The following is a 25847-nucleotide window of genomic DNA, read 5'->3' as shown; positions in this document are numbered from 1 at the left end:
CCCTCATCGCGCGCTCGGCGTACTCACCTGAGCGGCGGTTTTGCGCAATGGGACGCAGTAACGCTGGCTGTTGCGTTCGTTCTTGATGAAGTCGAGCGGCCTAGACCGGTCAAGAAATACTTGAACGCATCCCTCAAATGGATACGTAAGGTGCGCTTGCGGAAAACGTCTAGCAATCCGCCGTGACTGGAGCGGACCCCATCCGCTCGAATCTCCAGATTAGGGAAAAACCACGACTGCAGGTTTTTCTCCCGACACCGCCAACCAAAATCGGTGTCGGCCATGAAAACGAAGTAACGCTCAGACAGGCCGTTGCATGTCTGCCACGAATCCCTTGGAATCAAAAGAAAGGAAGACTGCAGCCAATCCACGGAAAACGGCGCGCCGTTCACGTCTAATCTATTGGGATAGGCATTCAGGTAGGTATCCACATCGCGCTTGAAAAGCCTTCGGCCAAGCAGCGGAATACGCCTGCCAAGAATGGCGCGAATGGAAGGAAAGCGCCGCGCAACCAGCTCATATGAGCCGTCTGGATTACGCTGCGCAACGCCCGCACAACCAAAACTCGGAACAGTGCCACACTGTGAAATGAGGTCAGCGAAGAAATCGACAGACTCAATCTCGATATCCGGATTCACCAGTACCACCCACTCCCAGTCGCCGCCCTTAGCTCCCAAGTTGCACGCCCCCCTTTCGGTGCACTGCCACTCATAATATTTCCCCGTCCCGCGGCGACACTGGCGGGCCATGCTTCCTCGCCACTTCCGCGTATACGGTTGCATACTTGCTCGCCCAGCCTTCCGGGTCCATATATGGGATTGCAGATGTCAGCGCTCTTGCCCCCATGCGGGCCCGCATTCCGGCGTCATTGACCAGCCGGCGCATTGCACCGATAAGCTCGACAGGGCTCTCAGGATCGAACAGGAATCCGCTTTCACCATCAACGATCATCTCGCTGATACCACCTCGACGCGCTCCAATGACGGGTTTACCGAAAGCCATTCCTTCCGCGACCACCATGCCCAGGGGCTCCTCCCAGAGGGAGGGCACCACCGTGATATCCACGTTGGGATAAAAATCGCGTGGCGCTGTCCTTCCAAGGAAACGAATTCGCTCAGATGCCCATCGGCTGCGCAGCGAACTTTCATAACCGGATTGTCCGCTGCCCGCTATCCATAGCTCAACGTCCCCCAGCGCCGCCTCATCAAATGCGTGAAGCAACATATCAATACCCTTGCTCGGATCGATCCTCCCGATATAGCCGATACGAAGAGGCTTGGTCTGCAGCCGCGGTGCTAGCGCTCCGTTGACTCCCAGCTTCCATGGATCGCGAGCATTGTGAATGACTCTCTGGATAGCAACGCCACGGAAATACCCGCTATCCAAGTGGCGCTCCAGCGTGAATCGACTTACGCCGACGACCGCATCGGCACACCTACTCAGGCGCGGGTGAGGAAGCCGAAAAATTCGGCACGACAGGCACTGAGACACACAGTTCGATCCACGACTAAACATGGTGGATTTAACGCAGATGTACTCATAGCCGTGCAAAACCTGGACGATCGGAATACTCGCTCTGCTTAGAGTCCGCATGGCCAAGGCAGACCAACCATTAAGGCAATGGACAGACGCCACGTCTGGTTTTTCGGCCTCAACGACGCGCTTCAGCGCCCCCTGCATGAAGGGATTGAACGAGTCAATTGCATGCCATAGAAGCTTCTTCGATACCGGCTGGCGCTTATTATGCTTCGGAAGATAGAGATTCTTGAGCTTCGCCGTATAGACCGTAATACCATCGCGAACCTCCCTGTGCAGGCCCTCTTGCTCCGACGCAGCAACCAGTACGCAGTCGTGTCCGAGTTCCCTCATCGACCGCATCAATGTCCACACAGTAACCTCGGCGCCGCCGCCCGCTTCAGGATCGGCAAGTGCATGCAAAAACAGGATTTTCATATTCTTTTGGAACCTTTAAAACCGAACCCTTTCCCCTCCACGCGCAAGACCATGAGCAACCTGATGAGTTGGCCCACACACATCTCATCACCAGGGATCTCTGAACGAAAACCGCTCCAAGCCAACGCTTGAGAACAAGCTGGCCGGATAGACAAGGCCTTCTTCATGAGAGCGTGAACTTGGAATCGACACCTAGTGTCGACGCACGGCCGCAGGAGATGGCACGTCTCAATAAGCGCAAACGGGGTGCACGCCCAACCCTTAGAGAAATGAGGCACAACAAACCGATATAGATAGCCTGATTGAGTCGATACTCAAATCTGGATGTCAACCACACATTCTGATCAAACCACACCTGATTTCGCGCACCATAAAAGGCGCGAAGATCAGATCCGCCCATTAACCATCCCAGGAAGGAATTTCGATAGCGACTCTTAAGGTTCCACGATCCCTCCAGATCATCAAGCTCGGCAGGGCATATCAATTCGACTGCGCCGCCACTGGCAGTAATCCGGTACGTATACTCGGTGTCATCCGCGTAAAGTACGAACTCGCGCTTGGGCAAACCGATGTTCTCAAAGAGCTGGCGTGCAGCAAGTAGACCGCCGTAGGGTCCATAAGGGAGCGCCACGCGCTCCGGAAGTCCCTTTGTTGCATAGGGCCAAAGGCAAATCCGACGCCAAACTTTGAACGGTATTTGTCGATAATGAAAGCCCAAAAAACTTGATCTTGGCGGAATGGCCATCGCCATGGGTACGCCTGCAGCGATATCCGCCTGATGATCCCTTCGGAACCCGAGCACTGCGGCATGAGAAGCACCTAATTTCGCCGAATTCCTTTCCAATTGTTCGTGAAGCACCGCGAGCGCCCCTTGCTTGGGCGCGTTGTCGTCATCCATCAGCCACAGGTAATGGGCGCCGCCATCCAGAGCGGCCTGGATGCCTACCGCATAGCCATTGGCCGAACCCGTATTCTCGGTTAGCCGGATAATCTGAACGCGGCTTCCCCATTTCTCTTCGAGCAAGGCGAGATTTGAACGCGACGCGTTACTGACGATGACGGCACGTTCCATGCCTTCCTGATCGAAAGCGCGCCGCAGCAACTCGCCGAGGAAGTGAATGCGATCGGCATAGGTTACGGTTACCAAGGTGGTGGCCGCAGCAAGGCGGCGAAGCGCGTCGGTGTCAGTCATGGCGTCGAATACGGTTCAAGGCGCGCAGGACGTAGCCAAGGCTGACCAATGAGAGCGCAATACATGCGGTCACCTTGAGAGGAAGTGGACTCAGTTCGGATACGCCCAGCATCACGGCAGCACCCGCGCCGACACGCGCAACTAGCGCCGCTGACTTCCCAGCCAGCGCAGGAATGGCCGCGTTGGTACAGAACACAAGCAGCAAAAGGTCCAGGATCATGCGCCCCGTCCAAGCTATGGCCGCGCCGAGCACACCGAAGTTGGACAACAGCAGCCAAAGGCCGAACGCATAAATCGGGAGTTCGGATAGGTGAAGCTTCGCGGTCGTTGCGGGTCGCCCCATGGCCTGAAGAAGCGCGTGGGGAATCCGTGCAAGGCCGTTGACGAGCAAGCCGATAGCAAGCCAGCGAAGCAGTGGTGCCGCCTGCGTTGAGAAATCATGCCCCATCCAGAGAGACAGACCCTCTGGCGCGAAGACATACAAACACAAGGCTGCGGGGAACAGGGCCGCACACATGGCATCACCAGCGTCGGCGTACATGTGTGGCAAGAGGTCACGTCTACCGGACGCCCAAGTCGCGGTAAAGGCGGGAAAGAACACACCAACCATCGCGACCGGGGCGAAACTGAAGCGGTTCACCAGGTCCGAAGGAACAGAATAGAACGGCAAAAGCGACAGAGAGACCATGGCGCCCACGACGAGCTTGTCGAGCTGCGCCATCAGTGGGCTGATCAGGTTGCTCAGTGTGATCCAGCCGCCGAATCCGAGCAACTCGCGCAGATGGCCTCGCTGGAAGCTTCCAGGGGAAACGCGGATCGAATTCAAGCCTCTGACGATAGCGAAGTAGAGACCCGTGGTGATGACACGCGAGATGGCAAGCGACACCGTTGCAGGAACAAGACGGTGGGACCAATGCAGCACCACTAGAGGCGCTGCAAAATTGAGCAGCCCCATGATCAGGCGTACGGTATTGATCGACTGAAATCTTCCATGCGCTTCAAGAACACCAATGAAGCCTGCCGACAGGATGACGAAGGGCAGACTGATGGCGAGAATGCGCAGGCTAACCACCGCCTCGCCAACCATCGTCTCGTCGATCTTAAGCAGCCCGACGATCCATGGCGCGGAAAGCTCGATCAGCAACGCTGCCAGGACGCCCAGCACCAGCATCACCCTCAGTGCGGTAGTCGCGATGTCACCAATATCCGCCGTGTTTCCTGCGCCGATGCGGTCCGAAACGAGCTTCGTCAGCGCTCGACCCATGCCGAAGTCAAAAATGCTGAAGTAGCCGATCAGCGACCATACGATAGTAAGGAAACCAAAGCGCGCACTGCCGTAGCCCGACAGCAAAGTCGGGATGGCGAAGAACGCGAATGCCAGCGGTAGACCCGCACCGGCAAGATTCCAGGCGATGCCGTGCGCAAATGAGCGCTGCTTAGGATCGGACATGGACGGCGCGCTCAAATCACGGCGAAAGGACCGGGCACGCAGATCATCTTCGCCGCCCCGTACCTGCCACGAACAATAGGTGCAGCGATGGCACCGGACCGCGCCATGCGCTCAGAGACGGAGCGCACATGCGCGCCAGCAAGGCGAACAGCCTGATCAATAGGCATTGCTTCGCCTCAGTAAAACGTATGGCGTGTACAGGATGATCTTGATGTCCAGCCAGATGGACCAATGCTTGATGTACGAGATGTCGTACTCGACACGCCGCGCCATCTTCTCAAGCGTATCGGTTTCGCCGCGAAAACCTTTGATCTGGGCCAACCCCGTCATGCCTGGCTTGACTCCATGACGTTGCATGTAGCCGCGGAGCTTCTCGCTGAATTGATGATTGTGCTCAACCGCGTGGGGGCGCGGACCGACGATGGACATGTCGCCACGCAGCACATTGATGAGCTGCGGCAGCTCATCGAGACTGCTTGCCCGAAGGAATTTGCCAAAGCGCGTCACGCGGCTATCGTTGCGCGTGGCCTGAGTAACTTTCCCCGACGCTTCGGAATGCATACGCATCGATCGGAACTTGAGCATCTCAAATTCCCTTCCACCCAGTCCGTGGCGTTTCTGCCGGAAGAAGACCGGGCCGGATGAACTCAGTTTCACACCGATCGCGATCAGCCCCAGGATCGGTGCCAACGGCAGAAGCAGGATGGCCGCGATAAGCCGGTCTTCGATAGCCTTGGCGATACCCGCATGGCCCTCGACGCGGCTTGACCTTAAGGTGATGATCGGCACGCCCGCGACCGCAACCGCATGATGATTGATGAGCTCGTAGCCGAAGAAATCGGGCACAAGCCGAATCGTGACGGGCGTATCGATCGTCATCCGCAGGATTTTCTGGATGACTTCCTCTGCGCGCATGGGCAGCGCGATCCATATTTGATCCGGGCCATGCGTCGAAATGACTTCGGCAAGACCGAACAGATCACCCAGCGCAGCCACCCCCTGAATTTCTACCTGATCGTAAGGCGTGCTGATGCAGCCAAGCACATCCAGGCCCATCCAGGCCTTGCCACGCGCAGCAGCCACGATGCGTTGACCCGCCTGGGTGCAACCAATCAGGAGAACGCGTCTTGAGTCCAGCCCTTGAGCGCGTATGCGTCCCAGCACCCAGCGCAGCACGAGGCGATCGATGGTCAACAGAACGCCGGCCGTCACAAACCACGCGCCGGCCACCACGCGCGAATAGTGATCGGTCGTCTTCAGCGCCCAGGCGATCAGGAGCAAAAGCACCATGACGCAGGTCCATGCCATCCAGAGCCGGGCGGATTCCAACAGGCGGCGTTCGCCACGCCAGCTGCGGTAGACACCTGCCGCGGGAAAGACCACAAGCGTCAGCAATACCGTGCCTATGAGCCCGGACGTGTAGGCCGTACTCAGGTTGGCCGTGCCGAATTCAAGACGGCAGATCGCAAGCGCGGACAGCGCTATGACCACCACGTCGCCAATGCGAAGCATGACGTCTAGTAACGCGGCATGCTTCGAAAAAAGCAGGGGCTCCCCCCCTTTCAGCGTCACCCCGCCAGGAATCGATAACATCATCGCCTCCCGGCAAGCCGTGCGGTGCCGCCAACCGGGCGAGTGACCACACGCGATCGGCCGCGCCGCGACATCTTCAGGCGAGCGCTGTTCAGGCCGAACATCAGTGACCGCCCTCAACGGGATCACTGCCGTATTCGTGATAGGCGTAGGACGAGTAGCCGGTACTTCTGCGCTCGACGGCGTTGAACACGACGCCCTTGATCTTCACATCGTTCTGATCGAAGCGCTGCTTGGCGAGTGCAACCTCGCGCACCTGGTTGAGCCCGAAACGGACGACAAGAAAGTTCATGCCAGCATGGCGACCCAAGACGGCCGCATCGGTAACCGCCAGGATGGGCGGCGTGTCGATGATCAGCAGATCGTACTGCGGGCGGAGGATTTCCAGCAGTTCGTCCAGGCGACGATGCATGAGCAACTCGGACGGATTCGGCGGCACGGTTCCCCGCGCGATGAAGTGCAAGCCATCGACGTTCTGCACCGGCCGAACCACGTCTTCCAGTGAGAGCTGACCAGAGATGACCTCCGACAGGCCCCGTTCGGGAGAGCCACCGATGACGGTGTGCAATGCACCCTTGCGCATGTCGCCATCAATCAGCAGCACACGTTGATCTCCCTTGGCGATCACGGCGGCAAGATTCGACGCAATAAAGGTCTTTCCGGCGCCCGGGCTGACACCCGTGATCATAAGCACGTTGTTCTTCGCTTCGATCCGGGCAAAATGCAAGCTGGTGCGGAGACTGCGCAGTGCCTCGATGGCCAGGTCCACCGGCGCCTCGTTGGCGAGCAGCATAGGCTTTTCGGGCAGGCGCGTGCGCCGACCATGACGGAAGTTCTTCTTTTCCGCGGCGCTGCTTGGGATGGAAGCGTAAACAGACAGTCCGAGCTCTTCGATCACGGACGGATCTTCCACGCCGCGGTGGAGCATCTGGCGCACCAGCACAAAGGCCACCGCCAGGAATCCACCGAAGAAGGTCGAACCAAGGACGGCAAGCACCTTCTTCGGCTTGGCGGGCTTTGAGATATCCACGGCTGCCTTGTCGATGACGCGCACGTTACCCACCGTACCGGCGCGGGCAATGTCGAGCTGCTGCGCCTGGTTGAGCAGGCTGGTATAGGTCGCGTTGGTCACCTCGACATCGCGAGTGAGGCGCAGGAGTTCCTGCTGCGTGTCGGGAAGATCGCCAACCTGCTTGTCGATGTCGCCCTTTTGCGCCTGGAGTTGCCCGATCTGGGACAATAAGGCCTTGTACGCAGGGTGCTCGCCCGTGAAGCGGCGCTACATGTCGGCTTGTTGCAGCCGAAGCTGCTGGATACTGCTCTCGATGGCGACCGCCTGATCAAGCAAGCCCTTGGTCTGCAGGCTTATGTCGACGGATCGCGCCTTCGTCTGGAACAGATTGAGTGCGCTCTGCGCGTTGTCCAGATCCTTGCGGACTCGGGGAAGCTGGTCACGCACGAACTGGAGGCTAGTGGCGGCTTCAGCCGAGTTTCGCTCGACGTTTTGCTTGATGTAGGCATTGCTGACCCGATCAAGAAACAAGGCCGCCAGGTTGGGATCCTTGTTGTCGTAGGCCAGCTGGATGATGCCCGAGTCTTTCCCTTGCTCCGTCGCCTTGAGTTCATCCTGCAACTGATTGATGACGGCGAGCGCAGAGTGATGCTTCACGGCAAAGCGCGCACCCGGGTTCGCGCGAAGCTCGCGAACTTGCATCGTGATGCCCCGGCCGCTGGCGACTTCGCCAACACGACCATGCAACATGACGTCGCCACTATAAAGAAGCGTGTAGCTGCCGCCGCTGCCTGCGACAAGCACCATTTTTTGCTCTTCCAGCGCGAAGGGCACGGACATCTGGAAAATGTCGAGCTTCGACCCACCCCAGTCGTAGCGACTCAGGCCAAGCAGCGGTGATGCCAGCGCACCTTCTGTCTCGGGAACAAAGTTCCGCGCAATCCATCCGCCAAAGATCGGCAATCGATATGGCGCGACCTCGATCTGCAGATGAAGTTCGTCGACGGCCTTGCCGATCACCGAGCGCGATGTGATCAATGCGATCTCGGTGGTAGCCTCGGAGCTAGAGGCGCCCAGCGTCTGGCTGATCGCGCTCAGGCCTGGCAAATCCGGCACTTTCTGCTCTACCTGTATCAGCGCATCGGCTTCATAGATCGGCGTGCCGAGAATTGCATAGCCGACACCCAGCGCTAAGAAGATAGCCGTGACTATGCCGAGCAGCCACTTGTTGTCGATAAGCGTGCCCAGGAGCTCACGCAGGTCGATCTCGTCGTCCTGCGGCGTATACGTTGGTATGGATGACATGATCGATCCCGGCGCTGCCTTACTGAAATGGGTTCACCAGGAATGGGCGGCGCTGGCGCCCATCTGCGGGCGCGTCGCCGCCGTGGCGACAACGTTCCGAACAGGCTGCATGTAAGTCATCCATTTGCGCATGCCCTGCTCGATCATGCCGAATACATGCTCGAACGCCTCACGACTCTGCCGATAGGGATCGGGAATATCGGCGGCGGATACCCACCGATCGAGCAGCATCGTCTTTCCGCTCGCCTCGGGAGCGATGCCCGTCAATGTCTTGAGGTGCTCGCGCTCCATCGTCAAGACAAGATCAGCCTCGCGGAGCATGGATACCGAAAGCTGGCGCGCACGATGGTCCGCGCCATCAATGCCATGCTCCGCCAGCAGCTTGAGCGCCATCTCATCCATGGGCTTGCCCACGAGCGCACCGATGCCTGCGCTCGTGAAGCGAGCGCCCGTGTGCGACATGTGATGACGGAACAGATGCTCGGCCATGGGGCTTCGGCAGATGTTTCCGACGCATACAACAAGGATTTTCTTGAGCACAGGAATGATGAACCCACGCAAATACATGCCGTCGAGGCGGAGATGTGCGCCCGTGAGGCAACGCCTATCCGCCACGCATAATTTTGTTTATCGACGAGATAGGGCTGCGTAAGCACCGGCGAGCGCATGGCTTGCCAGAGAGCTGTTCAATCCTTGAAAGCGGCGTCATCTCGTGAACGAAATTTCTTTCTCGCGCGGTGAATACATGCACGTAATCACTGCGTAAGCGAGACCAGAAAAAGCGTAACGCAACGTCCAATGCGTCATGGACTGGACGAATCTGAAAACGTGGACGAGACATGTCTCCATCTAACGCGCTGTGGTTAGATGTGCAGCACATGGACGTCCGAATAGATCGCTGAGGCACGCGTTTACCTGCGATCTGATCACGATCATCCGAACGGATGACGATGCATCGAAACTCAATACATCACTTCGTTGTTGCTACTGATGCGCCATGTCGCGCACGCATGCATCGAGCGCCACCGCCCGATAAACACGTCAATCACCTGCAAGATCCACCTGACGCAGCAGTCATGAAACTTCGCACCATCGCGGCACTGATCGCCGCCGCTTCACTGATGACCGGGTGTGCACCCGGCCAGCACATGTCCACGCGGCCGGGAACGGCAACGAACGAGAACAGCCTCGTCGACATCGTTCCCATTACGCCATCGCAGCTGGCTGCGGAGAAAGCGAACGCGGCGGCCATGGCCATCGCACCGGCGCTGCTGGCTTACAAGCCGGAGCCCTACCGCATTGGCGCGGGCGACACGCTGTACATCACGGTGTGGGATCACCCCGAACTGACATCGCCCGCCGGGTCGCAGCAGCAGACGCTGGCCAACGGCCGCCTGGTCCGCTCCGATGGCACCTTGTTCTATCCCTATGTCGGCGAAATGAAGGTCGCCGGCATGACCATCGAAGATCTGCGCAAGGCAATCAGCAACAAGCTGTCCAAGTATGTTGAGCAGCCGCAGGTCGACGTGAACGTCATCGGCTACGGCAGCCAGCGCATCACGGTGCAGGGCGCGTTCGTCAAGTCCGATCCGCAGCCTGTCACGGCGATTCCCACCACGCTTGCGCAGGCGCTGGGCGTTGCTTCCATCAATACCGAGCAGGCCGACCTTTCGGGTCTGGTGCTATCGCGCGATGGCCGCGACTACCACGTCGACCTGGATGCGCTGAACACCGGTCGTTCGATGATGCCGGACGTCTACCTCAAGGCGGGCGATCGCCTGTTCCTGCCTTACAACGATCGCCACGAGGTGTATGTGATCGGCGAGGTGAATCGCCCGATGGCGATCACCTTCAAGACCACGGATCTCTCGCTTTCCCAGGCGCTCGGCCGCGCCGGCGGCCTCAATCCGTCGACGTCGAAGGGCAAGGCGGTCTACGTCATCCGTGGCGTCGAGGATCTGGAGAAGGCCAAGGGCAAGGTGTATCAGCTGGATGCGCAGTCGCCGAGCGCGTTTGTGCTGGCCGGCCAGTTCAAGGTGAAGGCCGGCGATGTGATCTTTGTCGGGCCGGCGAGCGTGACGCGTTGGAATCGCTTCCTTTCCCAGCTGCTGCCGTTGACCGGCATGCTCAGCAACGCCGCCAGCGCAGCCTATAACCTCGACCACTGAGACACGTCCGTTGCAAGCGCCGTGTCATGGCGCTTGCTGCATGAGCCAAGCCGACGGCATGAAGGGTGCGCCACCGCCCTTCATGCCGTCGGCTGTTCGGCGATGCACATCTTCGCCCGTTGCACCATGCCCCAAGCCCGTGGGGCCGCTTGAGCAGCCGGAGCGCAGAGCAGCGATCCGCCTGCGCACCCGACATAGCCGGCGCGCTCACTCGTCCAGCCAGACTTCCCCATCCGTCACACGCACGCCCACCCGGCGCAGATGTTCGCCGCGGCAGGGGCCGCCAACGCACAGTCCGTCAGCGTCCTGGAACGAAGCCCCGTGGGCGGCGCAGATCAGCAGGCTGTCCTTCACCAGGAACTTGCCTGGCGCCCAATCCAGTCGCCGGCCCGCGTGAGGGCAGATATTGAGGTAGGCGTGCACCGCGTCATCGCGGCGCAGCACGATGACGCTTTCCTCGCCGTCGCGCAGCATGGCGTCGACGGCAATCGCGCCGTGGTCGGGGATATCGTCCAGCCGGCAAAGCGCCTGGTCGGGAGTTGCTGTGTCCATAGGCACTTGCCTCTTTGGCCGTAAGGCCCCATCGTTACGCATGTAAGTCGTTGATTTTATCACACGGATTTTTAACACATGCGCTTTTCACTGCCCATGCCGCGTCGTTCCCGCCACCCGCTGGTCCGCGCCCTGTCCCTGCTGATCGGGCTGGCCGTGGTCGGCGTGCTGATGGTGTTTGGCCTGGTGGTGGCCGGCGTCTTGCTGGTGGGCGGCGCCCTGGTGTTCGCCCTGCGCCAATGGTCGCGCAAGCGTGGCGTTGTGTCGCCTGCGGGCGCCCACAGCCACAAGCCCGAGGTGATCGAGGGCGAATTCGTGGTTCTGCGCCAGACGCGCCACGCCGCCCATTGAGCCTGGCGGTTCGGGGGCTACTGAGACCCCTGCTCGGCTGAGAATTATCGGCGCAAGATCCGGATGGCTGCGCTAGGACAGCGGCACTAGGCTGGACGCATCAGTTCACCGGATGTCGATCATGAACGCCCGTGCCAACGAAACCACGCTAGAACACGTTCGCCAGCTGCTGGAACGCGCGGACGAAGCCCCGACCCTGCAAGCACTGGCCGAGGCCGCCAGCCTCAGCCCCAGCCACCTGCAGCGCGCCTTTCGCCGCCGCTATGGCATGAGCCCGGCCGAGTATCACCGCGCCCGCCGTTTCGGCCAGCTGAAGAACGCCCTGCGCAAGGGCGCCGCGGTGACGGATGCGGTGTACGACGCCGGCTTCGGCTCCGGCAGCCGCGTCTACGAGCACAGCGACCGCCTGCTCGGCATGACGCCCGCCAGTTATCGGGCCGGCGGTGCCGGCGCGGATATCCGCTACACCACCACCGCCACCCCGCTGGGCCGCCTGCTGGTGGCCACGACATCGCGCGGCATCTGCTCGGTGACGCTGGGCGATACGGATGCGGAGCTTACAGAGCGGCTGGCGAACGAATTTCCCAAGGCCTCGCTGGAACGCGTGGACGCCGGCCGCGAGGAATGGCTGGATGCGGTGATTGCCCGCATCGCCAGCGAACTGGGCTGGAGCCACGCCGCCGCGCCGGAGCTGCCACCGCTCGATGTCGCCGCCACCGCCTTCCAGTGGCGCGTATGGAACGCGTTGACGCGCATCCCCGCCGGCACCACCAAGAGCTACGGCGAACTGGCCGCGGAATTGGGCATGCCCAGAGCGGCGCGGGCCATTGGCAACGCCTGCGGCAACAATCGGCTGGCCCTCATCGTGCCGTGCCATCGCATCGTGCGCGAAGACGGCTCGCTGGGCGGTTGGCGCTGGGGCGTGGAGCGCAAGCGCGAACTGCTGGCCAGCGAGCAGCACCGCGACGAACCGCAGCGAAAGCGCTCGGCCGCCTGACTTGAGCGGTATTCAAGACTACCTTGCGGAAGCCTCGCTTCTGCCATGGCTTCGCCCGGATTAGTGTTGCTGTGCCTGTAAACTCTAGGCGGCATCCGCCCCGCGATGCTCCCCGCGCACCCTGCCATGACCGACACGACGACCGCCAACGCCGCGCCCGCGGCGACTTCGCCCTTTGCCGACGCCCGCGTGCTGGTGCCGTTGGGCCTGTTTGCGCTGTACATCATCTGGGGCTCGACCTATCTGGGCATCCGCTACGCGCTGGAAAGCTACCCGCCGTTCCTGCTCGCCGGCCTGCGTTTTCTTGGCGCGGGCGTGGCGTTGTTCGGCTTCCTGCGGCTGCGCGGTGTGGCCATGCCGACGGCGCGCCAATGGCGCAATGCGGCCGTCACCGGCATCCTGCTGCTGGGCTTCGGCAACGGCTTGGTGTGTTTTGCCGAGGAACGCGTGAGCTCGGGCATCGCGGCGGTCGCCGTCGCCAGCATGCCGCTGTTCGCCGCGCTGTTCTCCGGCCTTTACGGTGAATGGCCGTCGCGGCGCGAAACCGTGGGCCTGGTGATTGGTTTCGTCGGCGTGATCGTGCTGAACCTGGGCAGCGGCCTTTCCGGCTCGCGCATCGGGGCCATCGCACTGCTGGTGGCCGCCATGAGCTGGGCCTTCGGCGCGACCTGGAGCCGCCGGCAGGACATGCCTGCCGGACCGATGAACACGGCCGCGCAAATGCTCTGCGCCAGTGTCGCCATGCTGGGCGTGGGCTTCGCCAGCGGCGAGCGATTGCCGGAACACCCCACCGTGCGCGCCACCGTTGCATTGGTGTATCTGGCGGTGTTCGGCTCCATCATCGCGTTCAGCGCCTTCCTATACGTGCTCAAGCACGCGCGCCCGGCGCTGGCGACCAGCTACGCCTACGTGAACCCGCCGGTGGCCGTGCTGTTCGGCGTGCTGCTCGCCGGCGAGAGCGTGGGGCCGTATGACCTGATCGGCATGGCCATCATCCTGTTGGGCGTGGGCGCCATCACGCTGGCGCGCCAGCGCCGCTGACGCGTTTCGACCTTGGTGGGCTTGCCTCGCACGCGGCGGGGCGACCACCATGCCCCGATCCGCATGGGGACACGCCGATGAATGCGACGAACGAAGGTCTGATGGCCCGCGCCGCGCTGCGCAGTGCAGCTTGGTCGGAGAAATGGTTTCCCGACGCCTGGGTGTTCGCCGCGCTGGGCGTGATCGTCGTCGCCATCGCCGCGATGGCCTTCGGCGCCTCGCCCAGCGTTACCGTGAACGCGTTCGGCGACGGTTTCTGGAGCCTGATCCCCTTCACCATGCAGATGGCCTTCGTGGTGATCGGCGGCTACGTGGTCGCCACCGCGCCGGTGGTCGCACGCTTCATCGAGTGGCTGGCACGCGCGCCGAAAACGGGTCGCGGCGCGATCTGCTATGTGGGCTTGATCAGCATGCTGGCGTCGCTGTTGTCGTGGGGCTTCTCGCTGGTGTTCGGCGGGCTGCTCGTGCGTGCATTGGCGCGTCGCGACGATCTGCGCATGGACTACCGCGCTGCAGGCGCCGCCGCCTACCTGGGCCTGGGTGCGGTATGGGCGATGGGGTTGTCGTCTTCCGCGGCGCAGTTGCAGGCCAACCCCAAGAGCATGCCGCCGGGGTTGATCAACATCACCGGCGTGCTGCCTTTCAGCGAGACGATTTTCCTGTGGCAGTCGCTGGTGTTGACCGCCGTGCTTATCGCGGTGTCGCTGTTGGTGTGCTGGCTCACTGCGCCGTCGGATCGCAGCGCGCGCACGGCGGATGATTTCGGCGTCGTCGATACCTCGACGCCTGCCCTGCCCCCGCGGCAACGTCCCGGCGAATGGCTGGAATACAGCCCGCTGCTCTCGGTGCTGATCGGCCTGCTCGGGCTCGGCTGGTTGGGCTACGAGTTCGCCAACAAGCCGGTGGTCACGGCCATCGCCAACCTCAATACCTACAACTTCCTGTTTCTCACCGCGGGTCTGCTGCTGCACTGGCGGCCACGCAGTTTCCTCAACGCCGTGGCGCGGGCCGTGCCCAGCACGGCGGGCGTGCTGATCCAGTTTCCGTTGTATGGCGGCATTGCCGCCTTGCTCACGCATGCGCCCGGCGTGGGCGATGTGACGCTGTCGCATCGCCTGTCGGGCTTGTTCGTGCACATCGCCACCACGGATACATTCCCGCTGGTGATGGGCGTCTATTCGTCCGTGCTCGGCTTCTTCGTGCCTTCGGGTGGTGGCAAGTGGCTGGTGGAAGCGCCTTATGTGATGCAGGCGGCGAACGACCTGCATGTGCACCTGGGCTGGGCGGTGCAGGTGTACAACGCCGCGGAAGCCCTGCCCAACCTGGTCAATCCGTTCTGGATGCTGCCACTGCTCGGCGTGCTGGGACTGAAGGCGCGCGACGTGGTGGGCTTCACCTTCATGCAGCTGGTGGTGCACGTGCCGCTGGTGCTGGGCTTGCTGTGGGTGCTGGGCCTGACGCTGACGTACGTGCCGCCCGTCATGCCGTAGCCAATGAAAAGGGCGCAGCCTTCGCTGCGCCCTCTTGTTTGCCTCACGCGACGATCAAAGCTCGCGCAATGCCGTCGTCACCGGCAGGCGTGCCGCACGCACGGCCGGGTAGAGGCCGCCGATAAAGCCGATGGCCAACGCCCACTTCAGGCCCGTCCACAGCAGTTCCGGCGACACGCGCAGCTCGAAGCTCAGCTTGCCTACCGTGCCAGCCGCCAGTGTCGAGGCGCTGTAGCCGTTGAAGATCAGCCACGCGAGCAGGCCGCCGAGCACGCCGCCGATCAGTGCGAGCAGCATGGTTTCCAGCATCACCGCCACGACCACGGGGAACCCGCGGAAGCCAATGGCACGCAGCGTGGCGATCTCCCGCGCACGCGAGGCGACGGCGGCGAACATGGTGTTGAGCGCGCCGAACATCGCGCCGATCGCCATGATCAGGCCCACCGAAATGCCCATCACGCGGATGACCTTGGTCATGCCTTCCGATTGCTTGCTGAAGTAGTCCAGCGTGGTGCTGACATCGACCTTGAGCTGCGGGTTGTCTTCCAGCTCCTTCTTGAAGGCGTCGTACGCCTTGGGATCGGTGAGCCGCACCATGACCGACGCGCGGCTGCTGCCACGCCGATAGGTATCGGCCACCACGCTGGCGTCGCCCCACACTTCGGAGTCCATCGCATCGCCCGAGGCGAATACGCCGACCACCGTCCACTGCTGGTTGCCCAGCTTGATCGTGCGGCCGGGCGCGAGCCCGTCGAACTGCTTGGCCGCGCCCTTGCCCACGATCAGCTCGCGCATGCCGGGCTGGAAGTTGCGGCCCTCGATGATCTTCACGTTGGGACGCACGGCCCAGGCCTGCTCGCCGACACCACGCAACTGCACGCTGCCTTCGTCGTCCGCCGTGCCACCCTTGAGCGGAAGATTGGCCGCCACGACGATTTCGGGCGAGGCGATGGGCTGGCCCTTGGCATCCTTGGCGATGCCGGTGGCCTGCGGAATCAGCGTGACGCTGTCGTGGTCGAGCACGGACATCACTTCGGCGGCAGACGAGCCGCGCATCACGATGGCGGTGTCGGCGCTGCCGGTCTTGCGCAGCGTTTCGCCGTAACCCTCGCCCATGGCCAGCAGCGCCACCAGCACGCCCACCACGCCGGCGATGCCGATCACGATGACGGCCGACGAACCCACGCGCTGGCCCAGCGTGCTGATGCCGACGCTCGCCACCGACGCGGCGCGCCGACCAGAGCGCGTGAACGCCATCCACAGCGCGAACAGCAGGACCAGCACGATGGCGCCCTGCCATGGCAAGGCAATCCAGAAGGCAATCGCCGCGACCACAAGAACGAGCAGACCGAGATTGATCAGGAAATTATTCATGTCGCTCTCCTCAGCGGCCCGCGAGCGCGTCGACGATGTTCAAGCGCATCGCCCGTATGGCCGGCAACGCGCCCACCAGCAGGCCGATGGCTATCATCAGCACCACGCCAAGGATCCAGCTGCTGGCGCCGACCACCGGCAGGTTGAGCATGCCGCCGCTGCCGGCGCTGATCGCCGGAATGATCAGCGATGCAATCGCCAGGCCGATCACGCCGCCGAGCAAGAGCAACAGCACGGATTCCGCCAACACGATGCCGAGCACCGCGTGGTTGGAGAAGCCGATCGTCTTGAGCACCGCCAGCTCGCTGGTGCGCTCGCGCACCGCCTGCATCATGGTGTTGCCCGAGAGCAGCAGCAGGGTGAAGAACACGGCGCCCATGATCGAGCCCACGATCAGGCCGATATCCGCCAGCTGCTTCATCCAGTTCGCGGTGGCGGCCTGTTCGGTCTGCGTGCGCGTTTCGTGGTCTGAGTTCGCGGAAATCGCATCGATGGCCTTGGCCACGCGGTCAGCCTGGTTCACGTCGCTCACGCGCGTGACGTACCAACCCACCTGCCCGCGATTGAACGGCGTGGTTTCGTCGAAGTACTTCCAGTGCAGCAGCAGCATCTGGTCGTAGAAGCCGCCGGACTTCTTGTCCTTGGAATGCAGGATGCCCACGATGTCGAACGTCCAGTTCTTGCTGCCCTGGCGATTCGGGAAGATGGTGGACTGCAGCGGAATCTTGTCGCCCACCTTCCAGTTGAACCGCTTCGCCAGCGCCTCGCCGACGAGCACGCCGGTGCGCGTGTCGTCAAATGCCTTGCGCTCGGCCGGGTTCACCTCGATCTCGGGATACAGGTCGATGTAGTTGGGTTCCACCGCGAAGCTGAAGACCTGGTTGTGCGGATCCTGGTAGGCGCCGCCGAACCAGTTGGCGTAGGTCACCATCTTCACGCCCGGCACCTGCGCAATCTGCTGTTCCAGCGATTGCGGCAAGGTCTGGATGAATGACAGCTTGGAGCCCGTCTGCAGGCGCTGCGCGCCATTGGCGCTCTGGCCTGCCTGGTTGAACGAGGTACGCACCGCATCGAGCATGCCGAACAGCAGGAACGCGGCAATGATCGATACCAGCGTGAGTATCGTGCGGGTCTTGCGCCGGAACAGCGCCGCCCAGATGAGATGGAGATATTTCATCGTCGCATCCTCACGCCACGGCCTGTTCGACCAGCGTGCCCTTGTCCAGATGAAGCGTGTGGTTGGCGTACTCGGCGGCCTTGGGATCGTGCGTGACCATCACGATGGTCTTGCCGTGTTCGCGGTTGAGCACGCGCAGCAGGCCGAGCACTTCCTCGGCGGACTGGCGATCCAGGTCGCCGGTGGGTTCGTCGCACACCAGCAAGGTCGGGTCGGACACGATGGCGCGCGCGATCGCCACGCGCTGCTGCTGGCCGCCGGAGAGTTCGCTGGGCTTGTGCGAGGCGCGCTCGCCCAGGCCCACCAGTTGCAGCGCGATGGATGCGTTCTTGCGACGCTGCGCGGCGGACAGCTTGGTGAGCAGCAGCGGCAGTTCCACGTTGCGCTGCGCGGAGAGCATCGGCATCAGGTTGTAGAACTGGAACACGAAGCCCACGTGCGCGGCGCGCCACTTGGCGAGCTGCCCGCCGCTGAGCTGATCCAGGCGCTGGCCGGCGACGGTGATGCTGCCGCCGGTCGGCGTATCGAGGCCACCGATGAGATTGAGCAAGGTGGTCTTGCCCGAACCGGACGGACCCATCAGCGCGAGGAAGTCGCCTTCGGCGATGTCCAGGTTGATGTGGTGCAGCACTTCCACTTTCTGCTTGCCGCGTTCGTACACCTTGGAAAGGTCGCGGGTTTCGATCAACGTGCCCATGGCTGTAGCTCCCGATGCGAATTGCCAGGCATCGCCGGTGGCGATGCTCCCGATCACGCGCTGCTACCGATCACTGCGCAGGTTTGGCTGCGCTCTTGATGCGGTCGCCGTCCTTCAGTTCCGCCGGTGGCGACACCACCACGGTGTCGCCCACGTCCACGCCTGTCGGCAGCAGGCTCTGGTCGCCGATTTTCGATGCCGTGCCTGGCACGCCGCGCTGCTGCACGGTGTCGCCGCGGACGATGAACACCACGCCGTGGCCGTCGCGCTGGGCGATGGCCGCCGTCGGCACCAGCGCGCCTTGCGGCGCCTGCGCCTGGGGCTCGTCCTGCTTCTGTTCCAGGAACGACACGCGCACGCCCATGTCGGGCACGATGCGCGCATCCTTCTTCTCCATCGCCACGCGTACCTTCACGGTCGCCTTGCCGCGGTCGGCGGCAGGCACAATGGCGATGACGTGGGCGGGAATCTTCCAGTCGGGATAGGCGTCCAGCACCGCCTCGGCGGGCATGCTCGGGTTGACGCGGCCGATGTAGGCCTCGTTGACGTCCACGTCCACTTCCAGCGAATCCATGTCGACCACGGTGCCGATGCCGGTGCGGGTGAAACCGCCGCCCGCGGAGAACGGCGAAACGATTTCGCCGACCTGGGCGTCCTTGGTGGTGATCACGCCGTCGAATGGCGCGCGGATTACGCAGTAATCGAAATTGACCTTGGCCTCGACCACCTGGGAGTCCGCCGACGCTGCGTTGCGTTGCTGCGAGATCAGCTGGGCGCGCGTGCTATCGACCAATGTGCGCGATTGTTCGGCGATCTGCTTGGCGACCAGGCCGCGCGTGGCGAGCTGCTCGTTGCGCGCCGCGTCGCGCTCGTTCTGCGCAAGCTGGGCCTGGAACTGTGCCACCAGCGCGTGCGCCGCCGCCGCCGCCGTGCGCGCGGCTTCCAGCGCCGCCTTGTACTGCGAGTCGTCGAGCCGCGCCACCACCTGGCCCTGCTTCACGTGATCGCCTTCCTCGATCAGCACCTCGGTGAGCGTGCCGGTGATCTGCGCGGATACCGTGGCCTGCCGCCGCGCGGTGACATAGCCCGTGGCCTGCAGCACAGCGCCGGCCGCGGCATTGGCCACCGGCGATTGCGCCTGCGCGGTCTGCACCTCGATGGCGCGATGGCCCATCACCAGCCAGGCCACCAGCCCGGCGACCGCCAGCACGAGCACCACGCCGCCGAGGATCCACGGCCAGCGCCCCGGGCTCTGGCCATGCTCTTCGCGCAAATGTTTCTCGATGCGCAGTTCCTTCAACAGATCCGCATTCGCCACACGCTCTCCCTGCCGGTCCCCGCCGGTTCCTCATCTATGTGCACACGATGCTGGAGCGGCCGCGCCGCCTCCAGAGGCCCTCATCAGTCAAACGCGGTGACAGATGTCACGCCACCGATGCCGCGGGCCGAAAGCCGGGCCGGTTGTACTCGCAAGCCGTCCCCGAAAAAAGCTGACATGACAACAGACTGGCGCGTACGGCACGGGATGGTACCCTTCCGCCCCATGTCATACGCCATCACGCCCCCCGCGATTCCGAGCCTGCCCATCATCGGCAGCGAACAGCGCTTTCCCGTGCGCCGCATCTTCTGCATCGGCCGCAACTACGCCGAGCACGCCCGCGAAATGGGCGCCACGGTGGACAAGGATACCCCGCTGTTCTTCACCAAGCCCGCCGATGCGGTGGTCACCGACGGCGCCGACGTCATCTACCCGCAAGCCACGCAGGACCTGCACCACGAGGTGGAGATGGTGGTGGCGCTGGGCGGCGGCGGGCACGACCTGTCCGCCGAGGAAGCTGCCAAGCGCATCTGGGGCTACGGCGTGGGCCTGGACCTGACCCGCCGCGACCTGCAGGCCATCGCCAAGGCCAAGAGCCACCCGTGGGACGTGGCCAAGGGCTTCGACCACTCGGCGCCGGTGTCCGCCCTGCGGCCGGCCGGCGAGGTGACGCTGGGCGCGGACACCGCGCTGACGCTGGAAATCAACGGCCAGCAACGCCAGCACGGCCGGCTCGGCGACATGGTGCATGGCGTGAACGAGATCATCGCCATCCTGTCCACTCTGTTTGAGCTGAAGGCTGGCGACCTGATCTTTACCGGCACGCCGGCGGGGGTATCGGCCCTGCAGCGCGGCGACCGTTTCCGCGCCGAGCTGGCCGGCGTCGCCGTGCTCGAAGGCAAGGTTGCCTGAACCTGTGGACGCGAATGCCTGTCGCGTCCATGGTCTGCTGCGTTAGAGTTCCAGCGCCATCCGGGCCCAGGGAGAGAAAAGCATGAGCATGCTCAAAGAGTTCAAAGAATTCGCCATGCGCGGCAACGTGATCGACCTCGCGGTCGGCGTGGTCATTGGCGGCGCCTTCGGCAAGATCGTCACGTCGCTGGTCGACCAGATCATCATGCCGCCCATCGGCATGCTCACCGGCGGCATCGACTTCTCGCAGATGAAGTGGGTGCTCAAGCCGGCCGACAATACCGATCCGGCGCACAAAATCGCGGAAGTGGCTATTGGCTATGGCACCTTCATCAATACCCTGATCCAGTTCCTCATCATTGCCTTCGCGATCTTCCTGGTGGTCAAGGCGATCAACAAGCTCAGCCGCAAGGAGGAGGCCGCACCGGCCCCTCCGCCGGCGGACGTGGTGTTGCTCACCGAGATCCGCGACCTGCTGAAGTCACAGAACCCGAAGTAAGCGACGGGGAACCTTGCGCGAAAGGCGCCTGCGGGCGCCTTTTTCGTTTTAGCCGCATGTGCGTTCCCCGCACCATGACTTCTGGCCTAAGCGGCCACATGGGCGCGGGCCATAATCGACGTTTCCGCCCAAGGATTGTCCCAATGCGCCGACTGCCGCTTACCCTGCTCTCCGCCAGCCTGATGCTCGCCATCGGCACGGCGAACGCAGCCACCCAGACCACCATCCCCGCCGCAGCCGTAAAGACGGCCAAACAGCTGCGTGACAAGGCGATGAACGACAACACGGCGTACGACGTCGTCACCTCGCTCACCACCGAAGTGGGCCCGCGCCTGGCGGGCAGCCCGGCCGACGCACGCGGCCGCGAATGGGCCATCGCCAAGTTCAAGGCGCTGGGCTTCGACAAGGTCTATACCGAGCAGGTGACCTATCCGCTGTGGGAGCGCCGCAGCGAGCACGCGGAAATCGTGGGCCCCTTTCCGCAGCCGCTGGACCTGATCGCGCTGGGCTATTCCGCCGGCACGCCCAAGGGCGGCCTCACCGCTGAAGTCGTGCGCTTCGACAGCCTCGACGCGCTGAAGAAGGCCGATCCGGCGAGCGTGAAGGGCAAGATCGTCTACGTGGACGCGCGCATGCAGCGCCACAAGGACGGCCATGACTACGCCATCGGTTCAGGCGTACGCGTCGGCGGCCCGGTGATCGCCGCCAAGATGGGCGCCGCCGGCTTCCTGCTGCGCTCCGCCGGCACCGATGCCAACAGCCGCACGCCGCACACCGGCGTCACCGGCTTCAAGGATCCCAAGGAAGCCATTCCCGCCGCCGCGCTTTCCAACCCCGATGCCGACCAGCTCGATCGCGTGCTGGGCTACGGCAAGCCGGTCACCGTCAAGCTCGACCTCGACTGCGGCTTCAACGGCACCTACACCGGCGCCAATGTGATCGGCGAAGTCACCGGCAGGAAGCACCCGGAACAGGTCGTCGCCATCGGCGGCCATCTGGATTCGTGGGATCCGGGCACGGGCGCCATCGACGACGGCGCCGGCGTGGCCATCGCCATGGCGGCGGGCAAGCTGATCCACGACATGCCGCAGCGCCCGGACCGCACCATCCGCGTCATCGCCTTCGCCAACGAGGAGATGGGCCTGTGGGGCGGCCGCGCCTACGCCGACAAGCACGCGTCGGAGGTGTCGAAGTTCCAGCTGGGCACCGAGTCCGATTTCGGCGCACGCAAGATCTGGCTGATGACCGCCAGCGTGAAGCCCGAAGCGCGCGGCGCCATGGATCAGATCGCCAAGGTGCTCGCCCCCATCGGCGTGGACTACGACGCCAAGAAGCCCGGCGGCGGCGGCTCCGACCTGTCGCAGATGCACGGCAAGGGCATGGCCGCGCTCACCCTGGTGCAGGACGGTACCGACTACTTCGACTACCACCACACCGCCAACGACACGCTCGACAAGATCGACCCGAAGGAACTGGCGCAGAACGTGGCGGTGTATGCGGCGTTCTCGTACATGGCCGCGCAGGCGGACGGCGACTTCGGCTCCAAGCCGGGTGCGTTCAAGGACGATGGCGCGGAGGAGTGATCCTTCCGCTTCGCCACAAAAAAGGGCGGCCATGGGCCGCCCTTTTTTGTGTAGCACCGCAGTGCCGTCGCAAGCCCATCAATGGGCCGCTTGCGCCTCGGCCACCTGGCGCTTGCGCGAGAAACGCGCATGCAGCCTATCCAGGTACAGATAGATCACCGGCGTCAGGTACAGCGTGAGCACCTGCGACACCAGCAGGCCACCGACCACGGCGAGGCCGAGCGGACGGCGCGTCTCCGCGCCCGCGCCCAGCCCCAGCGCAATCGGCAAGGTGCCGGCGAAGGCGGCCATGGTGGTCATCATGATCGGGCGGAAACGCACATGGCAGGCCTCGACAATGGCCAGCGCGGGGTCTGTGCCTTCGTTGCGCTGCTTCTCCAATGCGAAGTCGATCATCATGATCGCGTTCTTCTTCACGATGCCGATCAGCATCACGATGCCGACGAAGGAGAACAGGTCCAGCGGCGCGCGGAAGATCATCAGCGTGAGCAGCGCGCCCACGCCGGCCGATGGCAGGCCCGAGAGAATCGTCAGCGGGTGGATGAAGCTCTCGTACAGAATGCCCAGCACCAGGTAGATCACGAACACCGCCAGCACCAGCAGCAGGCCCATGCCCTGCATGGAATCCTGGAAGGCCTGCGCCGTGCCCTGCACGCTGCCGGTGATCGACGGCGGCAGGTTCATCTGCTTCATCGCGCCCTCGATGCTCGCCACCGCTTCGCTGAGGCTCACGCCCGGCGCGAGATTGAACGACACCGTGACCGCCGGGATCTGTCCCTGGTGATTCACCGTCAGCGCCTGCGGCTTGCGCTCGAAGCTCGCCACCGCGTTGAGCGGCACCAGCGTGCCGTTGCTCGAGGTGACGTAGAGCTGCGACAGCACCTCCGGATCGTTCTGCAGGGCGTAATAGACCTGCAGGATCACCCAGTACTGCGATGCCGAGCCGTAGATGGTGGAGATCTGGCTGGCGCCGAAGGCCGAGCCCAGCGCCGTCTGCACCTGGTCCATGGTGAGGCCCAGCGTGCCGAGCTTGTCGCGGTCCACGTTGACGACGATGGACGGCCCATTGAGATCCAGGTCGCTGGTGACGTCCTGGAAGCCGGGCAGCTTGGCGAACGCGGCGATGACCTTGCCCGACCAGTCGTACAGCGCGGCCGTATCGATCGACTGCAGCGTGTACTGGTACTGCGCCTTCGACTGCCGTCCGCCCACCTGGATCGACGGCGGGTTCTGTATGTAGGCACGGACGCCCGGCACCGCGGCGAACTTCGCGCGCAGCTCCTGGATGATGCCGTTGACGTCGAGTGGCCGCTGGTCCGCAGGCTTCAGGGTGAGCGACAACGAGCCGTTGTTGGTGGTGGTGCGCGCGCCGCCGCTGCCCACCGACGACATGTAGCTGGCGATGTTCGGGTCGTCGGCCACGATCTTCGCCAGTTGCTGCTGGCGCTGCATCATGCCGGTGACCGAGGTGTCGTCCGGGCCTTCGACGTTGACGTTGAGCTGGCCCGAATCGCCGGCCGGGATGAAGTCCTTGTCGACCACCACGAACAGCAGCGCCGTCGCCAGCAGGCTGGCCGCGAACAGCCCGAGAATGCTGCGGGGGTGATGCACAGCCCAGGTCAGCGTGTTGACGTAACCGCGCCGCACGCGCTCGAAGCCGGCGTCGAACCACCGCACGATGCGCGCCTTCTTCTCGTGCTCCGCATGCTTGAGGAAGCGGCTGCACAGCATCGGCGTCAGCGTGATCGAGACGAAGCCCGAGATCAGGATCGCCACGCTCAGCGTCACCGCGAACTCGTGGAACAGGCGCCCCACGATGCCGCCCATGAACATCACCGGCAGGAACACCGCCACCAGCGACAGCGTCATGGAGAAGATGGTGAAGCCGATCTCGCTGGCGCCCTTCATCGATGCCTCGTACGGATCCATGCCGTCCTCGACATGGCGCACGATGTTCTCGAGCATCACGATGGCGTCGTCCACCACGAAGCCGACCACCAGGGTCAGGGCCAGCAGCGAAAGATTATCCAGGCTGTAGCCCAGCGCGAACATCGCGCCGAACGTGCCCACGATGGATACCGGCAAGGCCAGCGCCGGGATCAGCGTGGCGGATGCGTTGCCGAGGAACAGGTAGATCACCAGCACCACCAGCACGCCCGCGAGCATCAGGGTGAACTGCACGTCGTTCACCGATTCGCGGATGGATACGGAGCGGTCGTACAGCACGGCCAGCTTGATCGACGGCGGCAAGGTAGCCTCGAACGTGGGGAGCACGGCGCGGATGCGGTCGATGGTGGCGACGGTGTTGGAACCGGGCTGGCGCTGGATGGCCAGCACGATGGCGCGCTCGCCGTTGTACCAGCTCGCCACCTGGTCGTTCTGCACGCTGTCCTCGGCCTTGCCGAGATCGGACAGGCGCACCGGCGCGCCGTTGCGATAGGCGACGATGATGTTGTTGTACAGGTTCGCGCGCTGCAACTGGCCGTCCGAACGGATCTGCAGCAGTTGGCGATGGCCGTTGAGCGAGCCGGTGGCAAGGTTGACGTTGGCGGCCGACACGGCGCTTTGCACGGTATCGATGCCGATGCCGCTGGCGGCCAGCTTCTGCGGATCCACGCTGATGCGCACGGCGTATTTCTGCGAGCCGTACACGTTCACCTGGGCCACGCCGTCGATCATCGACAGGCGCTGCGCCAGCTGCGTTTCCGCATAGTCGTCCACCACCGACAGCGGCTGCGTGCGCGAACGCAAGGTGAGGTAGAGGATGGCCGCATCCGCCGGATTCACCTTGCGGAAGGTCGGCGGCGTGGGCATGTTGGTGGGCAGCTGGCGCTGCGCCGAGGAAATGGCGGCCTGCACGTCCTGCGCGGCGCCATCGATGTTGCGATCGAGCTCGAACGTCAGCGTGATCGAGGTGGAACCCAGCGCGCTGGTCGACGTCATCGACTGGATGCCGGCGATGGTGGAGAGCTGGTTCTCCAGCGGCGTAGCCACGGCGGTCGCCATGGTTTCCGGTGCGGCGCCGGGCAGGCTCGCGTTCACCGTGATGGTGGGGAAATCGACGTTGGGCAGCTCGTTGACCGGCAGCTTCGGATAGGCGGCGATGCCGAACACCAGCAACGCCACCATCAGCAGCGTGGTCATCACCGGGCGTTGGATGCAGAGGGCGGGCAGATTCATGGA

The 25847-nt window shown here is 63.3% G+C and carries 22 protein-coding genes; 8 read left to right on the top strand and 14 right to left on the bottom strand.

Translation table 11 applies throughout. From position 1 onward, the window contains the following. Positions 1 to 23: 23 nt before the first annotated feature. The 8 genes from BDW41_RS22980 to BDW41_RS06990 form a co-directional block, all read right to left on the bottom strand. Positions 24 to 638: a hypothetical protein gene (locus BDW41_RS22980; protein WP_146217321.1), complete on the bottom strand. Its 615-nt coding sequence runs from the start codon at positions 636 to 638 to the stop codon at positions 24 to 26. Between the two features lie 70 nt (positions 639 to 708). Next, complete coding sequence (locus tag BDW41_RS07015; RefSeq protein WP_074546112.1) at positions 709 to 1953, bottom strand: glycosyltransferase family 4 protein; 1245 nt, start codon at positions 1951 to 1953, stop codon at positions 709 to 711. A 163-nt stretch (positions 1954 to 2116) separates the two neighbouring features. After that, the gene (locus BDW41_RS07010) at positions 2117 to 3145 is read right to left on the bottom strand and encodes a glycosyltransferase (RefSeq protein ID WP_074546115.1); all 1029 of its coding nucleotides are present in this window, start codon (positions 3143 to 3145) and stop codon (positions 2117 to 2119) included. Further along, positions 3138 to 4595, bottom strand: coding sequence for a flippase (locus BDW41_RS07005; protein ID WP_074546117.1), 1458 nt, complete (start codon positions 4593 to 4595; stop codon positions 3138 to 3140). The genes BDW41_RS07010 and BDW41_RS07005 overlap by 8 nt, the downstream gene beginning before the upstream one ends. Positions 4596 to 4751: 156 nt before the next feature. Continuing rightward, positions 4752 to 6317: an undecaprenyl-phosphate glucose phosphotransferase gene (locus BDW41_RS07000; RefSeq protein ID WP_146217320.1), complete on the bottom strand. Its 1566-nt coding sequence runs from the start codon at positions 6315 to 6317 to the stop codon at positions 4752 to 4754. After that, positions 6292 to 7428, bottom strand: a complete 1137-nt coding sequence (locus BDW41_RS23910; protein ID WP_343125754.1) for a polysaccharide biosynthesis tyrosine autokinase — start codon at positions 7426 to 7428, stop codon at positions 6292 to 6294. Before BDW41_RS23910 ends, BDW41_RS07000 begins: the two co-directional genes overlap by 26 nt. 39 nt (positions 7429 to 7467) lie before the next feature. Further along, positions 7468 to 8505, bottom strand: coding sequence for a Wzz/FepE/Etk N-terminal domain-containing protein (locus BDW41_RS23905; protein WP_343125753.1), 1038 nt, complete (start codon positions 8503 to 8505; stop codon positions 7468 to 7470). A gap of 33 nt (positions 8506 to 8538) precedes the next feature. Further along, positions 8539 to 9072 (bottom strand): low molecular weight protein-tyrosine-phosphatase, encoded by a 534-nt coding sequence (locus BDW41_RS06990; RefSeq protein WP_074546121.1) that lies wholly within the window; start codon positions 9070 to 9072, stop codon positions 8539 to 8541. Positions 9073 to 9581: 509 nt separating this feature from the next. Here BDW41_RS06990 and BDW41_RS06985 point away from each other — a divergent pair. Continuing rightward, positions 9582 to 10673: a polysaccharide biosynthesis/export family protein gene (locus tag BDW41_RS06985; protein WP_074546123.1), complete on the top strand. Its 1092-nt coding sequence runs from the start codon at positions 9582 to 9584 to the stop codon at positions 10671 to 10673. A gap of 207 nt (positions 10674 to 10880) precedes the next feature. On the opposite strand, the gene BDW41_RS06980 is transcribed toward BDW41_RS06985, so the two are convergent. Then, entirely contained in the window at positions 10881 to 11225 is a 345-nt protein-coding gene (locus BDW41_RS06980; protein ID WP_074546125.1) for a Rieske (2Fe-2S) protein, read from the bottom strand. A 78-nt stretch (positions 11226 to 11303) separates the two neighbouring features. On the opposite strand from BDW41_RS06980, the gene BDW41_RS06975 reads away from it, so the two are divergent. The 4 genes from BDW41_RS06975 (at position 11304) to BDW41_RS06960 (ending at position 15104) form a co-directional block, all read left to right on the top strand. Then, complete coding sequence (locus tag BDW41_RS06975) at positions 11304 to 11576, top strand: hypothetical protein (RefSeq protein WP_074546127.1); 273 nt, start codon at positions 11304 to 11306, stop codon at positions 11574 to 11576. Between the two features lie 121 nt (positions 11577 to 11697). Further along, a complete protein-coding gene (locus BDW41_RS06970; RefSeq protein ID WP_233496799.1) occupies positions 11698 to 12573 on the top strand; it encodes a methylated-DNA--[protein]-cysteine S-methyltransferase in 876 nt (291 codons plus the stop codon). 126 nt (positions 12574 to 12699) lie between these two features. After that, a complete protein-coding gene (yedA, locus tag BDW41_RS06965) occupies positions 12700 to 13614 on the top strand; it encodes a drug/metabolite exporter YedA (RefSeq protein WP_074546132.1) in 915 nt (304 codons plus the stop codon). A 101-nt stretch (positions 13615 to 13715) separates the two neighbouring features. Then, positions 13716 to 15104: a TIGR00366 family protein gene (locus BDW41_RS06960; protein ID WP_074546404.1), complete on the top strand. Its 1389-nt coding sequence runs from the start codon at positions 13716 to 13718 to the stop codon at positions 15102 to 15104. 54 nt (positions 15105 to 15158) lie between these two features. Here BDW41_RS06960 and BDW41_RS06955 read toward each other — a convergent pair whose 3' ends face one another. From BDW41_RS06955 to BDW41_RS06940, 4 genes are all read right to left on the bottom strand, one after another. Then, positions 15159 to 16478, bottom strand: a complete 1320-nt coding sequence (locus BDW41_RS06955) for an ABC transporter permease (protein WP_074546134.1) — start codon at positions 16476 to 16478, stop codon at positions 15159 to 15161. Between the two features lie 10 nt (positions 16479 to 16488). Beyond that, complete coding sequence (locus BDW41_RS06950) at positions 16489 to 17655, bottom strand: ABC transporter permease (RefSeq protein WP_074546136.1); 1167 nt, start codon at positions 17653 to 17655, stop codon at positions 16489 to 16491. A 10-nt stretch (positions 17656 to 17665) separates the two neighbouring features. Continuing rightward, the gene (locus BDW41_RS06945; protein ID WP_074546138.1) at positions 17666 to 18352 is read right to left on the bottom strand and encodes an ABC transporter ATP-binding protein; all 687 of its coding nucleotides are present in this window, start codon (positions 18350 to 18352) and stop codon (positions 17666 to 17668) included. 70 nt (positions 18353 to 18422) lie between these two features. Next, complete coding sequence (locus BDW41_RS06940; RefSeq protein WP_074546140.1) at positions 18423 to 19670, bottom strand: efflux RND transporter periplasmic adaptor subunit; 1248 nt, start codon at positions 19668 to 19670, stop codon at positions 18423 to 18425. A 225-nt stretch (positions 19671 to 19895) separates the two neighbouring features. On the opposite strand from BDW41_RS06940, the gene BDW41_RS06935 reads away from it, so the two are divergent. The 3 genes from BDW41_RS06935 to BDW41_RS06925 all read left to right on the top strand — a co-directional run bounded on the left by BDW41_RS06935 (position 19896) and on the right by BDW41_RS06925 (position 22664). Then, positions 19896 to 20582 carry a fumarylacetoacetate hydrolase family protein gene (locus BDW41_RS06935; protein ID WP_074546142.1) on the top strand — a complete coding sequence of 229 codons (687 nt, stop codon included), beginning with the start codon at positions 19896 to 19898 and terminating at the stop codon, positions 20580 to 20582. A gap of 82 nt (positions 20583 to 20664) precedes the next feature. Beyond that, positions 20665 to 21081 (top strand): large-conductance mechanosensitive channel protein MscL, encoded by a 417-nt coding sequence (gene mscL / locus BDW41_RS06930; protein ID WP_074546144.1) that lies wholly within the window; start codon positions 20665 to 20667, stop codon positions 21079 to 21081. Between the two features lie 143 nt (positions 21082 to 21224). Then, on the top strand, positions 21225 to 22664 hold the full coding sequence (locus BDW41_RS06925; RefSeq protein WP_074546146.1) for a M20/M25/M40 family metallo-hydrolase: 1440 nt from the start codon (positions 21225 to 21227) through the stop codon (positions 22662 to 22664). 78 nt (positions 22665 to 22742) lie between these two features. Here the strand turns inward: BDW41_RS06925 and BDW41_RS06920 are convergent, their stop codons facing one another. Continuing rightward, entirely contained in the window at positions 22743 to 25844 is a 3102-nt protein-coding gene (locus tag BDW41_RS06920) for an efflux RND transporter permease subunit (protein WP_074546147.1), read from the bottom strand. Positions 25845 to 25847: the final 3 nt, after the last annotated feature.

It is taken from the genome of Dyella sp. AtDHG13 (genome assembly GCF_003201105.1).
In the GTDB taxonomy this organism is placed as follows: domain Bacteria; phylum Pseudomonadota; class Gammaproteobacteria; order Xanthomonadales; family Rhodanobacteraceae; genus Dyella; species Dyella jiangningensis_B.
Note: the sequence above shows the minus strand (reverse complement) of the source record. Positions and strands in the feature narration are given on the sequence as shown.